The 13775-nt window shown below is 69.9% G+C and carries 11 protein-coding genes; 3 read left to right on the top strand and 8 right to left on the bottom strand.

All coding sequences use genetic code 11. From position 1 onward, the window contains the following. Nucleotides 1-2 precede the first annotated feature (2 nt). Nucleotides 3-2588 carry a glutamate--cysteine ligase gene (locus IH26_RS0110310; RefSeq protein ID WP_051807900.1) on the bottom strand — a complete coding sequence of 862 codons (2586 nt, stop codon included), beginning with the start codon at nucleotides 2586-2588 and terminating at the stop codon, nucleotides 3-5. A gap of 121 nt (nucleotides 2589-2709) precedes the next feature. On the opposite strand from IH26_RS0110310, the gene IH26_RS0110305 reads away from it, so the two are divergent. Next, nucleotides 2710-4029: an ATP-dependent 6-phosphofructokinase gene (locus IH26_RS0110305; protein WP_030435910.1), complete on the top strand. Its 1320-nt coding sequence runs from the start codon at nucleotides 2710-2712 to the stop codon at nucleotides 4027-4029. A 108-nt stretch (nucleotides 4030-4137) separates the two neighbouring features. Here the strand turns inward: IH26_RS0110305 and IH26_RS0110300 are convergent, their stop codons facing one another. Next, complete coding sequence (locus IH26_RS0110300) at nucleotides 4138-4920, bottom strand: SDR family NAD(P)-dependent oxidoreductase (RefSeq protein WP_034214517.1); 783 nt, start codon at nucleotides 4918-4920, stop codon at nucleotides 4138-4140. A 109-nt stretch (nucleotides 4921-5029) separates the two neighbouring features. Here IH26_RS0110300 and IH26_RS0110295 point away from each other — a divergent pair, with 109 nt between their 5' ends. Further along, nucleotides 5030-5437: a winged helix-turn-helix transcriptional regulator gene (locus tag IH26_RS0110295; protein WP_030435908.1), complete on the top strand. Its 408-nt coding sequence runs from the start codon at nucleotides 5030-5032 to the stop codon at nucleotides 5435-5437. A 935-nt stretch (nucleotides 5438-6372) separates the two neighbouring features. On the opposite strand, the gene IH26_RS57820 is transcribed toward IH26_RS0110295, so the two are convergent. Next, nucleotides 6373-7137 (bottom strand): sensor histidine kinase, encoded by a 765-nt coding sequence (locus IH26_RS57820; protein ID WP_211268620.1) that lies wholly within the window; start codon nucleotides 7135-7137, stop codon nucleotides 6373-6375. 204 nt (nucleotides 7138-7341) lie between these two features. Here IH26_RS57820 and IH26_RS0110285 point away from each other — a divergent pair, with 204 nt between their 5' ends. Further along, a complete protein-coding gene (locus IH26_RS0110285) occupies nucleotides 7342-7911 on the top strand; it encodes a GrpB family protein (protein WP_030435906.1) in 570 nt (189 codons plus the stop codon). Between the two features lie 192 nt (nucleotides 7912-8103). Here the strand turns inward: IH26_RS0110285 and katG are convergent, their stop codons facing one another. The 5 genes from katG to IH26_RS0110260 form a co-directional block, all read right to left on the bottom strand. Further along, a complete protein-coding gene (katG, locus tag IH26_RS0110280) occupies nucleotides 8104-10326 on the bottom strand; it encodes a catalase/peroxidase HPI (protein ID WP_030435905.1) in 2223 nt (740 codons plus the stop codon). Beyond that, nucleotides 10326-10745, bottom strand: a complete 420-nt coding sequence (locus IH26_RS0110275; protein ID WP_030435904.1) for a Fur family transcriptional regulator — start codon at nucleotides 10743-10745, stop codon at nucleotides 10326-10328. The genes katG and IH26_RS0110275 overlap by 1 nt, the downstream gene beginning before the upstream one ends. 63 nt (nucleotides 10746-10808) lie before the next feature. Continuing rightward, nucleotides 10809-11618: a carbohydrate ABC transporter permease gene (locus tag IH26_RS0110270; RefSeq protein WP_030435903.1), complete on the bottom strand. Its 810-nt coding sequence runs from the start codon at nucleotides 11616-11618 to the stop codon at nucleotides 10809-10811. Further along, complete coding sequence (locus IH26_RS0110265) at nucleotides 11615-12517, bottom strand: carbohydrate ABC transporter permease (RefSeq protein WP_034214512.1); 903 nt, start codon at nucleotides 12515-12517, stop codon at nucleotides 11615-11617. Before IH26_RS0110265 ends, IH26_RS0110270 begins: the two co-directional genes overlap by 4 nt. After that, complete coding sequence (locus IH26_RS0110260; RefSeq protein ID WP_030435901.1) at nucleotides 12502-13767, bottom strand: ABC transporter substrate-binding protein; 1266 nt, start codon at nucleotides 13765-13767, stop codon at nucleotides 12502-12504. Before IH26_RS0110260 ends, IH26_RS0110265 begins: the two co-directional genes overlap by 16 nt. Nucleotides 13768-13775: the final 8 nt, after the last annotated feature.

Raw genomic sequence — 13775 nt, 5'->3', positions numbered from 1 at the left:
CCTCAAGACAGCAACCAGGTGTCCTTGGATCCGCCGCCCCGTGAAGAGTTGACGATCATGCTCCCGGCCGGGGCGACCCGGGTCAGCGCGGCCGGCGCGACCACCGGCGACGAGGCGCCGGTGAAGACGAAGGCGCGCAGGTCCACATGGCGGGGCGTGAGCCGATGCCCGTCGAAGACGGGATGTGTGGAGAGTCGCACCACCTCCTGCGCCACCCACCGGTGCGGCGCCGCGAGGATCTGCCGGCGCAGCGCCGCGAGCTCCTCCCGCGACGCGTGCGGGCCGATCACGATGCGGTCCCCGCCGTACCCGTCGACCGGCTTGCAGACCAGCTCGTCCAGCCTGCCGAGAACCTCCCCGGCCTGGGCCGGGATCCCGCAAAGATACGTCGGGACGTCCGCCAGCAGCGGCTTCTCGCCCAGGTAGTACTCGATGAGCCGGGGCACGTAGGCGTACACGGCCTTGTCATCGCCGATCCCGTTCCCCAAGGCGTTGGCCAGGGTCACGGTGTCCGCATGCAGCGCGGCCACCAGGCTCGGACCCAGTGGCATCCCGTCCGCGCCCGGCGAGTGCACGAGGCTGTCCTCCCCCATCCGCAGATAGATCACGTCGACCCGGTGACGCTTGCCGTCCCGCATCCGGTAGACGCGGGTGTCCTCGACGAACAGCTCGGTCGAGCGCACCACCGGCACGCCCATCTCCTCGGCCAGAATCCGGTGCTCGAACCAGGCCGCGTCGTCCGGCCCCTCGCTCAGCACCACCACCCGCGGATCGTCGCCGGCCGCCGGGCGGGCCGCCTCGCGCAGCACCCGCAGCAGCAACGCCGGGGTCGGCTCGACCGAGAGCAGTCCCTCGGGCACCGGCAGCTCGGGCAGCACGCTCGTGGTCAGGCGACGGTTCTGCATCGCGTACCCGATCCCGGACGGCACCCGCAGGTTGTCCTCCAGCACGCACCAGTTCCCACCGACGTCGCGCACCAGGTCCACCCCGGCCACCTGGGCACGCACGCCGTCGTGGCCGACCAGGGCGCCGCTGGGCCGCAGCTCCGGCGACCGGTCGATCACCCAGCCGGGCATCACGCCGTCGCGGACCACGGCCCGCTGGCCGTACACGTCGCTCACGAACCGATCGAGCGCCCGGACCCGCTGCACCAGCCCCGCGCTCAGCCGCCGCCAGTCCTCGGCCGGCACGATCCGCGGCACGAGATCGAAGGGGAACAGCCGGGTCGCCGCCTCACCGGCCACGCTGAACGTGATGCCCCTCGATCGCTGCTCATCGTCCCGGGCGTCCTCGCGGCGGCGGAGGCCGGCCGAACCGAGCCGGCTCAGGACCTGAACAATTCCGGCGTACGCGGGGACGACGTCACCACCGGCGAAAGCCTCGTCGCCGCTTCCGGCGTACGGGAAAAGGGCCGCCGCACCGGTACCGCTCCGCCCCGCCCAGCCGATCCCGTTCGATCCGCCACGCGTGTCCTCCACGACCAGGTCCACCACGTCGGCGATTCGGCCGCGCCGGGCCAGCGCCCGGCGTTGGCGGGCGGCCGAGCTGCCCCGGTTCAGCGCGCGAACCGACAGGTCGAAGACCTGCTCCCAGTCACCCAGCTCCTCCAGCTGCGACCGGAGCTCGCCGACCAGGCGCTGCACCGCCACCCTGGCCGGGACCGGCGCCGGCGAGCGCGGCAGGTCCAGCAGGTCGCCCTCGAGGCCGGACCGCGCGGCCCGCCACATCGCCGCTCGATGCAGCGGCGGACGCACATGCCGCACCGGCGGGCCGGCCCGATGCTCCTGCCGCGCCCGCAGCACCAGCGCCCGGAACAGCCCGGCCAGAAGCACCACCGTGTCCACATCCGGGCTCGAATCGGTGACCCGCAGCTCGACCGTGGGCAGGTGCGCCGACGGGCGAACGTCGAAGTAGACCATCTTCGGGTCGCTGATCGTGCCGGAGGTGATCAGGTCGGCGACCAACTCGTCGTGCTCGTCCGCCGAGCGCAGCACACCCGGGTCGCCGGCGGTCGGCCAGCGCATCCAGACCAGCGACCGGACGCTCGCGTAGCCGGAGTCCTCGCCCATCCAGTAGGGCGAGCTCGCCGAGAGCGCGAGCAACACGGGCAGCGCCGGCGCGACCCGCTGGGCGACCGCGACCGCCTCGTCCCGGTCCGGCACGCCCACGTGCACCTGAGCGCCGCAGATCAGCTGCTCCCGGGCGAGCAGCTGGTAGTCGTCGAGCATTCGCCGGTAGCGCGAGGTGGGGGTCACGGGCAGTGACTCCAGGTCGACCAGCGGGACGGTGCCGGCCGCGACCAGGCCCAGCCCTTTTGTCTCGGCCTCCCTGATCGCCCCACGCCGTAGGCCGACGATTCCGTTCCGCAAGCCGTCCAGGGTCCCGGCCACCGGGGTGTTGGTCTCGACCACCGAGCGGTGCAGCTCGGCGGAGTAGCCGTCGGTGTCGAGGCGGGCCAGGATCTCGGGCGCCCTCGGCACCAGCTCCCGGGTGACCAGATCGACGACGTGCAGCTCCTCCTCGACGCCGAGGGTGAGATCCGCGTCCTGAACGGCTTCGTACGCCGTCACGGGGAGAGACTCCGTCATGCCCTACCCTCGCCATCGCTTGTACCGGATGTGTGACGTGCCTGTTTCGCGCCTGTGCCATACCGGGCGACGTCCCGCCGCGGCATCAACCGGAAACGTTCGCCGCCTAGTCTTTCCGACCATGGTGGAGGCGGCGGATCTGCTGGTGCGGACCCTCGGCGAGGGCCGGATCGACTCACCGTTGCAAGGTTTGCTCGACCGGCGTGGCACCACCGAGCACTACGTCGACGAGGCGGATCGCGTGCTGTTCGACGACACCCTGGCCATGGTGGGCGAGCGGATCGGCAAGCCGCCGTCGTTCGAGCCCAGCGGTCCGCGGCGCCGTATCTTCTTCGACCCGGCGAAGATCCGGGTGGGCATCGTGACCTGCGGCGGGCTGTGCCCGGGACTCAACGACGTGATCCGCGGGCTGGTCCTGGAGCTGACCTCGCACTATGGCGTGTCGCGTATCGTCGGGTTCCGCAACGGCTACCGCGGGCTGGTCGCCCGGCACGGGCACGACGTGATCGACCTGACGCCGGCCGGGGTGCAACACGTCAACGAGCAGGGCGGGACCATCCTCGGCACCTCGCGCGGCAACCAGGATCCGGTCGAGATCGTCGACTGCCTCGACCACCTCGGCGTGAACATCCTGTTCGTGATCGGTGGCGACGGCTCGATGCGCGGAGCCCAGCGGATCGCCCAGGAGATCACCGCCCGCGACCGGCGGATCGCGGTGGTCGGCGTGCCGAAGACGATCGACAACGACATCCCGTGGATCGGGCACAGCTTCGGGTTCCAGACCGCGTTCGGCAAGGCGACCGAGTCGATCCGAGCCGCGCACACCGAGGCCATGGCCCAGCCCGGCGGCGTCGGCCTGGTGCAGCTGATGGGCCGGCACTCGGGCTTCATCGCCTGCTACGCGGCGCTGGCCACCAACGACGCCGACTACGTGCTGATCCCCGAGGTGCCGGTCGATCTGGGCGGGTTCCTGCCCCACCTGCGGCAGCGCGTACGCGAACGCGGGCACGCGCTCGTGGTGGTCGCCGAGGGCGCCGGCCAGGAGTACCTGGCGGCGGACGGCGCGGACGCCTCGGGCAACCGGCTCCTCGGCGACTTCGGCATCTACCTGCGCGGCCGGGTCCTGTCCGACTTCGCGACGGCCGGACAGGAGATCAACCTCAAGTACATCGACCCGAGCTACGTGATCCGCAGCGTCCCCGCCAACCCGTACGACAGCGTGTATTGCCTGCGTCTCGCCCAAGCGGCCGTGCACGCGGCGATGGCCGGCCGCACCGAGATGGTGGTCGGCAGCTGGCGGAACCGGTTCGTGCACGTGCCGATACCGCTGACCGTAGCCTCCAGGAACCAGGTCGACCCCGGGGGCGACCTGTGGATGTCTGTGCTGGAGGCGACGGGCCAGCCGACGTCGTTCGCCGTCCCGGACCGCGCCGCGGCGTAGAGACCTTCGGCAAGGACGCCGGCCTCGACACGGCCGAGCGGTTGTTGCGGCGCCGGGTGAGCCGGGGCGAGCTGCCGCCCCATCACGCACAGGGCCGGATGGGTGAGCTCATCTTGCCGTACGGAACTGGGCCGGCAAGCCATCGAGCAACTGGCTCAGCAGCGGGTATCCGCCGTCGACGCGGATCACTTGGCCGGTGACCGCGGCGAAGGCGCCGTCCACGAGCGCGGCGATCGGGCGGGCAATGTCTTCCGGCCGCAGCATCGCGCCGGTCACCGACCGGTCGCCGAAGTGGCGCCGGATGCCGTCAGTGAACACCTCGGCGGTGGCGTCGGTGCCCACCGCGCCGGGGGCGACGGCGTTGACCGTGATGCCGTCCCGGATGACTTCGCCGGCGATCTGCTGGGTGAAGGCGTTCACGGCGGCCTTGGCGGTGGACTGGGCGGCGCTGCCGATGATCAGCTCGGCCGCGGTGGCGGAGACGTAGACGATTCGGCCGGACCGCCGTTGGCGCATGACCGGCAGCACCCGTCCGGTCAAGTGGTAGACGCCGGCCAGCTCATCGTTCATCTTGGCGGCGAATGCCGCCCACGGCACCTGCTCCAGTGGGCCGAAAGGTGGCGTCGCGGTGTGGGCGTTGGCGACCAGAACGTCGATCCGGCCGTGCTCGGCGATCACCCGATCCACCAGCGCGAGCACCTGGGCCTCGTCGGTCACATCGGCCTGCATCGCCTGCGCGGCGTCGATCTGCTCGGCCACCAGTTGCGCGGACCCGGCGTCGCGCAGGTAGTTGACGATCACGTGATAGCCGAGCCGGCCCAACTCGCGGGCGGTCGCGGCCCCGATCCCGCGGCCGGCCCCGCTGACCAGTGCCACCTGCTTGCGGTTCATCTGTCTCTCCTGGGTTGTCGTACGAAGACGGGAGGACGCTAGGTTGTGGGCTTACATTTTGTAAGTACGCACCGTGGGGTGAGCCCTGGATACGGCGGTAGGTGAGCAGGTGGAGGAGAGCGACGCCCGGTGGATCAGTGACACGTTCCACAGCAACTGTCCCGGGCGGGAGGTGATGGAACACGTCACCGGACGGTGGGTTCCGCTGATCCTGGCTGCCCTGGCGCCGGGTCCGATGCGCTTCTTCGAGTTGCGGGAGCGAATCGAGGGCATCAGCGAGAAGATGCTCTCCGCCAAACTGAGGACTCTGGTCCGCGACGGGCTGGTGGAGCGCACTGTGGAGCCGACCACCCCGCCCCAGGTCAGCTACCAGCTGACCGAGTTGGGTCGAGGCTTGTCCCGCCCGTTCGCCCAACTGGTCCGCTGGATCTCGGCGCACACCCCGGAGATCATCGAGGCCCAGCATCGCTACGACCACGGCCTGAACGCGACTGACCAAATGATTCCGAACTCGTAGCGCAGACCCCGGTGAACTGGTCTTGACATCCTCAGGTCACTTGCCCGAGCCGTACTGACGTCGAAGCCGGAGAACGTCGCGATCGACAACGTCGTAATCGGGAGGAACCAACGAAGACCGCCGGTTCAACGGCGAACGGCTTGGAACATCACTTTCAGTGCCGAGCCGACGCCGGCCAGGCCATGGCGAGGTTCCTGGATACACTCGAGACCGGCCGGCCGCTGCAATGGCTTCTGCTCGACGCCGCCGACACGTTCGTCACCCAGGTGACCGCGGAGGCCCTGCTTCGGTGCGGGACGGCGAGGGGTGTGTATGGGGATGCGAGCGCCGGCAACGGCGTATGCGCGGCAGGAGGGTTTGTTACGCGCGTTCGGCATTGGCTTCGAGGATCTGCGTACGATCCAGACAGGGCGGCTCTCCGCGCGCCAGGTCAAGCGGATGTGGTGGCAGGTGACCGGGTGGGTCGTCGCGGTCATCGTGGCCGATGGCGCGTTGGTCGGCTGTTTCGTGGCGCCGGGAAGGCTGCCGGTGACCGTGGCGTGGACGGTCGCGGTGGCCGCGATGGTGGTCGTTGCGGCGCTGGGGTTTCTCGGGGCCCGGGCCCCGCTGCGTGCCGCCAGGGCGGGGACCGTCACCCGGGTGGTCGGCGACGTGACGATCACCGGTCGGGGTAAGGCGGCGGGATTGGCCGTCGGGGGCAGGCGATTCTGGCTGCCGGCCGTCGCCTGCTGGTGGGTGGTCGACGGCGGTCGCTACCGGGTGTACGTGACGGGGCGCAATGTCGTGGCGATGGAGCCCGAGGAAGCGCTGCGGTACACCAACCTGGGCGAGCGGTACACCGTCGGCATCGATGAAAAGTTCGGCTGCTACGTGTCGATCCCGGTCGCCAACCGGATGGCCGAATACAACGAGTTCTATGCGATCGATCGACCCACCTACGAACGGTTCCTCACTGATCCGGTCGCGGCGCGCGAGTTCGTCGACCGGTGCCGGCAGCGGCAGCTCGACCATCTTCTGATTTTCAAGCCAGGCACCGACCGGGGTTGGCCCATCTGCTGAAGAGCGGCACAGCAGGAACCGGCCACGTTCGCCGTCGTGCACAGTGGGCCATACCCCCGAATGCTTGGTAGGTCAGGCCCCACCAAAGGTCGGCGCCGGCCGACCTCCACCACCAGCCGACCGTCGCGAGCCCCTCCGGTCACCCAGGCGCGCCCGGCCCCGGCGTGCTTCATCGCGTTGGTCACCGCCTCGGCGACCACAAAGTACGCCGCCGACTCGACCACGGTCGGCAGCCGCTCGGGCACCTCCAGGTCGATGGTCAACGCGATGCCGCAGCCGTGCGCGAGCTCGGCCACCGCGGCGGGCAGACCGAGGTCGGTAAGCACCCGCGGGTGGATACCGCGGACGACGTCGCGCAGATCCGCCAGAGCGGTGCGAGCCTGCCCGGCGGCCCGCTCCACCAGCGCATGCATTGCCGCCGGGTCGTCGCGTTCAAGCTCGGCGAGCCCGAGAGTCATGGTGAGCGCGACGAGCCGCTGCTGCGCGCCGTCGCGCAGGTCGCGTTCGATCCGGCGGCGCTCCACCTCGAACGCGTCGACCAGGCGGGCCCGCGAACGGGTCAGGGTTTTGACGGTCTCCTCGGTGCCGGCGCCGAGCAACGCCCGGGCGACCTCACCGTGACCGACGGCGACCAGGGTCACGGCGTACGCGCCGAGGACGACAACGGCGATCTTCAGCTTCGCATTCGCCGGTCACGACAGCCACAGCTTCGCGTACGAGGATGCGGACCGACTTCCCCGCTGCACCCGCCAGTGGAGGCTGATGCGATCCGTCGGGCAGCGTCACGGCAAGTGGGGATGATCGGGGTGGGGCGTGTTCGGCGCCGCCCGGTATCGTCGCGGACCGTGCCGTTCCCGGACGAGAGCGTTGGTGTCACGGTGGTCAGCTATCGGCCGGAGTGGCCGGCGGCCTTTGAGACGCTGGCGGCTCAAATCCGAGCCTCGTTGGGCGGCTATGCGGCCGCCGTCGATCATGTCGGTTCGACCTCGGTTCCCGGGCTGGCGGCGAAGGACTGCATCGACGTTCAGGTACGGGTGCCGTCGATCGACGAGGACCGGCTGGTGGAGTTGTTCGACGGGATCGGTTTCCGTGGTCGGCCTGAACCGTGGAATCGGGCTGAGGTCGCCGGCGGCCGGGAGTATCGCAAGCTTGTTTTCGCTCCGCCGGTTGGTGCGCGGACCGCGAACGTCCACGTCCGGGAACACGGTGGAGGAAACGCGCGGTTCGCGCTGCTCTTCCGCGACTATCTGCGGTCGGATGGTGACAGTCGGCGGGCGTGGGGTGCCTTCAAACAGCGTTTGGCGGTGAGTGTGCCGAACCTTTTGGACTACGGGCAGATCAAGTCGCACGCCACTGAGATCCTGATGGCGGCGGCCGAACGGTGGGCGGCCGACGCCGGCTGGCGGGCTTCCTGAACAGCCGCGGCGTCCGGCGTCAATGCTCAATCAGATTGTCATCGGACTACGCAGCGTCACGTCCAGCGGAGCGGCCGGCGCGCGGCGTGCCGTGAGCCACGATCCGCGTTCGGCGGGCCGACATCGTCGGTGCCGGCAAACGACGAGTCCGGCCGATCGGCGACCGGCCGGACTCTCGCTTGGTGCGGCGAATCAGCGGAGGTCGAAGCGGTCCAGCTCCATGACCTTCGTCCAGGCGGCGACGAAGTCGTGGACGAACTTCTCCTTCGCGTCGGCGCTGGCGTAGACCTCGGCGAGGGCCCGCAGCTGCGAGTTCGAGCCGAAGATCAGGTCGGCCGCGGTGGCGGTCCACTTCACCTGGCCGGTGCTCAGGTCCTGGATCTCGTACACGTGCTCGGCGGACTCCGACGCCTTCCACCGGGTGCCCGGGGAGAGCAGGTTGGTGAAGAAGTCGTTGGTCAGCTTGCCGGGCTGGTCGGTGAGCACGCCGTGCGCGGCGCCGCCGACGTTGTTGCCCAGCGCGCGCAGGCCGCCGACCAGGACGGTCATCTCCGGCGCGGTCAGGTTCAGCATGTACGCGCGGTCGACCAGCAGGACCTCGGGCTGGGTCTTCTCGCCGGGGCGCAGGTAGTTGCGGAAGCCGTCGGCCCGCGGCTCCAGCACGGCGAACGACTCGACGTCGGTCTGCTCCTGGGTCGCGTCGGTGCGGCCCGGGTGGAACGGCACGGTCACCGCGACGCCGCCGTCGGCCGCCGCCTTCTCGACCGCGGCCGAGCCGGCCAGCACGATCAGGTCGGCGAGCGAGATCTGCGCGCCGCCGGCCGCGTTGAACTCCTGCTGTATCTTCTCGAGGACCGCGATCACGTCCGCGGCGCCCTGGTTGACCTCCCAGCTGCGCTGCGGCTCGAGACGCAGCCGGGCGCCGTTGGCGCCGCCGCGCTTGTCGGTGGAGCGGTAGCTCGCGGCCGACGCCCACGCGGTCGAGACCAGCTGGGCCACCGACAGGCCGGACTCGAAGACCTTCGCCTTGAGCGCGGCCACGTCGGCGTCGCCGACCGGCGCGCCCTGGGCGGCGGGCAGCGGGTCCTGCCACAGCTGCGGCTCGGCGACCCACGGGCCGAGGAAGCGGCTGACCGGGCCCATGTCGCGGTGCAGCAGCTTGTACCAGGCCTTGGCGAAGGCGAGCGCGAACTCGTCCGGGTTCGCCAGGAAGCGGCGGGAGATCTGCTCGTACGCCGGGTCGACGCGCAGCGACAGGTCGGTGGTGAGCATCGTCGGGACGTGCTTCTTCGACGGGTCGTACGGGTCCGGGATGATCGCCTCGGCGTTCTTGGCGACGTACTGCTTCGCGCCGCCGGGGCTGGTGGACAGCTCCCACTCGTACCCGAAAAGGATCTCGAAGAAGCGGTTGCTCCACTGCGTCGGCTTGTCGGTCCAGGTGACCTCGAGGCCACTGGTGATCGCGTCGGCGCCCTTGCCGCTGCCGTTGGTGCTCAGCCAGCCCAGGCCCTGCGCCTCGATCGGGGCGCCCTCGGGCTCGGGGCCCACGTGGTCGTCGGCCACGGCGGCGCCGTGGGTCTTGCCGAAGGTGTGGCCGCCGGCGATCAGCGCGACGGTCTCCTCGTCGTTCATCGCCATCCGGGCGAAGGTCTCCCGGATGAAGTGGGCCGCGGCGGCCGGGTCGGCGCTGGCGCGCGGACCCTCCGGGTTCACGTAGATCAGGCCCATCTCGGTGGCGCCGACGGTGTCGTCGGTCATCGTGGAGTCCGAGACGTACCGGGTGTCGGCCAGCCAGGTGTCCTCGGGGCCCCAGATGATCTCCTCGGGCTCCCAGACGTCCTCGCGGCCGAAGCCGAAGCCGAAGGTCTTGAAGCCCATCGACTCGAGCGCGACGTTGCCGGCCAGCACCAGCAGGTCGGCCCAGGAGATCTTCTGGCCGTACTTGGCCTTGACCGGCCAGAGCAGGCGGCGGGCCTTGTCCAGGTTCGCGTTGTCCGGCCAGCTGTTGAGCGGGGCGAACCGCTGGCCGCCGTCGCCGGCGCCGCCGCGGCCGTCCTGGATCCGGTACGTGCCGGCGGCGTGCCAGCTGAGCCGGATCATGAGACCGCCGTAGTGGCCGAAGTCGGCCGGCCACCAGTCCTGGGAGGTGGTGAGGACCTGGACGATGTCCCGCTTGAGGGCCTCGACGTCGAGCTTGGCGAACTCGGCGGCGTAGCTGAAGCTCTCGCCCAGCGGGTTGCCCTTGGACGAGTGGGCGTGCAGCACGGACAGGTCGAGCTGGTTGGGCCACCAGTCGCGGTTGGTCCGCGGGCGGCCGGGGGTCTTCGGGGTGGGCGCGTCGATCGCCGGGTTCTCACTCTCGCTGCCGTGGGCTACCGGGCAGCCGCCGGTCGTGGGGTCCTGGGTGTCGCTCATCAGATTCCTTCCGAACAGTCGGGGCAGGTGCCCCAATAGACGACCTCCGCCTCGTCGACCACGAACCCGTGGTCGTCGGAGGCGGTGAGACAGGGGGCATGACCGACGGCGCACTCGACGTCGGCGATGGCGCCGCAGGAGCGGCACACGACATGGTGGTGGTTGTCCCCGACCCGGGACTCGTAGCGCGCGGTCGCGCCGGCCGGCTGGATCCGCCGCACCAGGCCGGCCTCGGTGAGCGCCCGCAGCACATCGTAGATCGCCTGGTGGGAGACCGTCGGGAGATCGGACCGGACCAGCGCGATCACCGTGTCGGTGTCGACATGGCGGTGGTCCCGCAGCGCCTCGAGCACCGCCAGCCGGGGGCGGGTCACGCGCAACGAGACCGAACGCAGCCGCGCCGCTGGATCGGACGTCACCGGACCAACCTAGGACCTAATCTGGAATTAATCAAGAATCGCCATCGGGAATTGGCCCAGGGTTCAACGGCCCATCCCGGCGGTCAGCCCCTCGACGATCTGCCTGGTCGCGAGCAGGAACAACACCACCAGCGGCACGGTCGCGATGACCAGGCCGGCGAACAGCGCGGACCAGTTGGTCTGGAACTCGCCGAAGAACTGGGTGAGCCCGACCGGCAGCGTGTACCGGTCGGTGGTGCGCAACAGCACGAGCGGGAAGAAGAAATCATTCCACAGGGGCACGAACCGGAACACCACCACCGTGGCGATGGCCGGCTTGACCAGCGGCGTCAGCACCCGGGCGAAGATCCGGAACTCGCCGGCCCCGTCGATCCGGGCCGCCTCCTCCAGTTCGACGGGCAGGCCGCGGAAGAACGCCGACAGGATGAAGATCGAGAAGGGGACGCCGCTCGCCGCGTACACCAGGACCAGGCCCAGCCGGGAGTCGACCAGCCCGATGCTGCCGAGCAGGTAGAAGATCGGCAGGATGCCCAGCCGCACCGGCAGCATCAGCCCGGCCAGGAAGTAGGCGATCAGCACGCCCCGGCCGCGGAAGCGTTGCCGGCCCAGGACATACGCGGCCGGGAGGGACACCAGCACGTCGAGCGCCACCGCTCCGACGGTGACGAAAACCGAATTGCGGACGTACGTCGAAAAGGACGCCTCCGTCCACGCCGTGGCATAGCTGGCGAGATCGAGCGTCTTCGGGAGCCCGAGGGGGTCGGCGAGCACGTCCGTGTTCGGCCGCAGCGAGTCGAGCACCATCACCACCAAGGGCGCCAGCGCGACCACCGCGTACGCCCAAAGAATTAAATGTCCGAAAAATCTCTTCATGTCGTGCGTCGCCTGATCAGGCCATTGGCCACCACGGCGACGCCGAAGGTGAAGACGAACAGCAGGACGGCCAGCGCCGAGGAGAGCCCGATCGCGTTGGACCCGCCCTCCTGGAACGCCACCCGGTAGAAGATCAGCCCGAGCACGTCGGTGGCGCCGCCCGGCCCGGTCGGCTGGTTGCCCTGCGCGCCCTCCAGCGAATAGACCAGCTCGAAGGTGTTCATCGAGCCGATGAAGGTGAGGATGGTGACCACCCCGATCGAGGGCAGCAGCAGCGGCAGCGTCACCCGGAAGAACCGCTGCCGCGCGCCCGCGCCGTCCACCCGGGCGGCCTCGCCGTACTCCGGCGGCAGCCCGGCCAGCGCCGCGCCGAAGAGAAGCACCGGGAAGCCGAGGTACTGCCAGGCGTTGACCAGGATCACCACCGGCAGCGCGGTCGCCGGGTCGCCCAGCCAGGGCCGGGCCAGCGAGCCGAGCCCGGCCGCGTGCAGCCCGGCGTTGAGCGGGCCGAAGGCCGGGCTCAGCAGCAGGCTCCACAGGTAGCCGACGACCAGCCCGCCGATCAGGTACGGGATCGTGTAGACGGTCCGCAGGAATCGCCGGGCGGCCGGCAGCTCGACCAGCAGCACCGCGACCAGCAGCCCGAAGGTGTTCTGGACGACCATCGTGCCGAGGAAGAACACGACGGTGTGCCAGAAGGCCGGCTCGAGCTGGCGGTTGAGCGGGAAGGTGGTGAACAGGCCGGTGAAGTTGCCCGCGCCGGCGAACCCGCGCCGCGCCGTGCCCTCCCAGGTCCAGAAGCTGTCGGCCAGCGCGGACAGCAGCGGGTAGACCATGAACACGGTGTAGAGCACGAACGCCGGCAGCAGGAAGAGCAGTCTCTTTACGGCTTGAACCACTGCGCGAGGCCCGTCTGGATGTCGTTGGCCGCCTGCGCCGCGGTCTGCTGGCCGAGCAGCATCTTCTGCAGTCCGGCCGCCTGAAGGTCACTGCCGAGCGGCGTGCCGTACCGGAAGTCGACCAGCATCAGGTACGGCGTGGGATCGCTCCGGTACGCGCTCACCATCTGGCCGAGCAGCGGGTCGCTCGACTGCACGCCCTTGACCAGCGAGACCTGCTTGAGCTGATCGGCGACCAGCTTGCCGAACTCCGCGGTGGTCATCCACTGCAGCAGCTCGAGCGCCTCCTTCTGATGCTGGGACTTCGCATTCAGCCCGTACGAGGCGTCCACCCAGCCGACCTGCAGCGGCTTGGTGACCAAAGCGCCCGGTGGCGGCGGCGGGTTGAACACGCCGAGGTTCAGGTTCGGGTTGATCGCCTTGAGCGGGCCGAGCGCGAACGACCCCTCCGGGATCATCGCGGCCTTGCCGGTGGCGAACAGCGTCTGCACGTCGGCCTCGCCGAGACCCATCTGGTCCTTCGGGAAGTACGGCTTGAGCTGGTTCAGGACGTCGAGCGCGGCCACGTACTCCGGGTCGGTGAACTTCGCCCGCCCGGCCAGCACCTTCTTCTCGAAGTCGCGGCCGCCGTACCGGGTGGCCGCGAACGTCTCGTCGTACAGCGGCAGCAGCCAGGTGTCCTTGCCGGCCGCCGCGAACGGGGTGATGCCGGCGGCGAGCAGCTTCTTGGCGTCCGCGATCAGCTGGTCCCAGGTGGCCGGCGGCTGCAGCTGGTACTTCGCGAAGATGTCCTTGTTGTAGTAGACCTGGAACGTCGACATCTCCAGCGGCACGCCGTAGACCTTGTGGTCCTTCTTGCCGCGCGGGCCGTCCAGGGAGGTGGTCTCGAAGTTGGACAGTCCGGCCACCTGACCGTCCAGCGGGACGAGATCGCCGGCCTGGATCAAGGGCTGGAGGATGCCGTACGACCGCAGCTGAGCCACGTCCGGCCCGCCGGCCTGGGTGAGCCCGGTGGACAGGATGGGGTTGTACTCGGTCGACTTGTAGGGCTTGAAGTCCACCTGGATGTGCGGGTGCGACTCGTGGAACTTCGCGAAGATCTGCCGGTAGACGGCCGCGTCCTCCGGCCGCCACGACCAGACCGACAGGGTGACGTCGCCGTTGCCGTTCGAAGATCCGGTCGCGGTGCAGGCGGCGGTGGCGGCCAGCGCCGTCGCCGCGAGAACCGCGAAACCGTTGCGCGCTCTCATCTTTGCCC

The organism is Actinoplanes subtropicus (genome assembly GCF_000721705.1).
Lineage (GTDB): Bacteria > Actinomycetota > Actinomycetes > Mycobacteriales > Micromonosporaceae > Actinoplanes > Actinoplanes subtropicus.
This window is presented reverse-complemented; position numbering and strand designations above follow the sequence as displayed.

Bases quoted from the DNA above. Each gene is read 5' to 3' on its own strand.
- IH26_RS0110300 (WP_034214517.1), bottom strand. From the start codon at position 4,920: ATGAACCGCAAGCAGGTGGCACTGGTCAGCGGGGCCGGCCGCGGGATC.
- IH26_RS0110270 (WP_030435903.1), bottom strand. From the start codon at position 11,618: ATGAAGAGATTTTTCGGACATTTAATTCTTTGGGCGTACGCGGTGGTC.
- IH26_RS0110260 (WP_030435901.1), bottom strand. From the start codon at position 13,767: ATGAGAGCGCGCAACGGTTTCGCGGTTCTCGCGGCGACGGCGCTGGCC.
- katG (WP_030435905.1), bottom strand. From the start codon at position 10,326: ATGAGCGACACCCAGGACCCCACGACCGGCGGCTGCCCGGTAGCCCAC.
- IH26_RS0110305 (WP_030435910.1), top strand. From the start codon at position 2,710: ATGGTGGAGGCGGCGGATCTGCTGGTGCGGACCCTCGGCGAGGGCCGG.
- IH26_RS0110310 (WP_051807900.1), bottom strand. From the start codon at position 2,588: ATGACGGAGTCTCTCCCCGTGACGGCGTACGAAGCCGTTCAGGACGCG.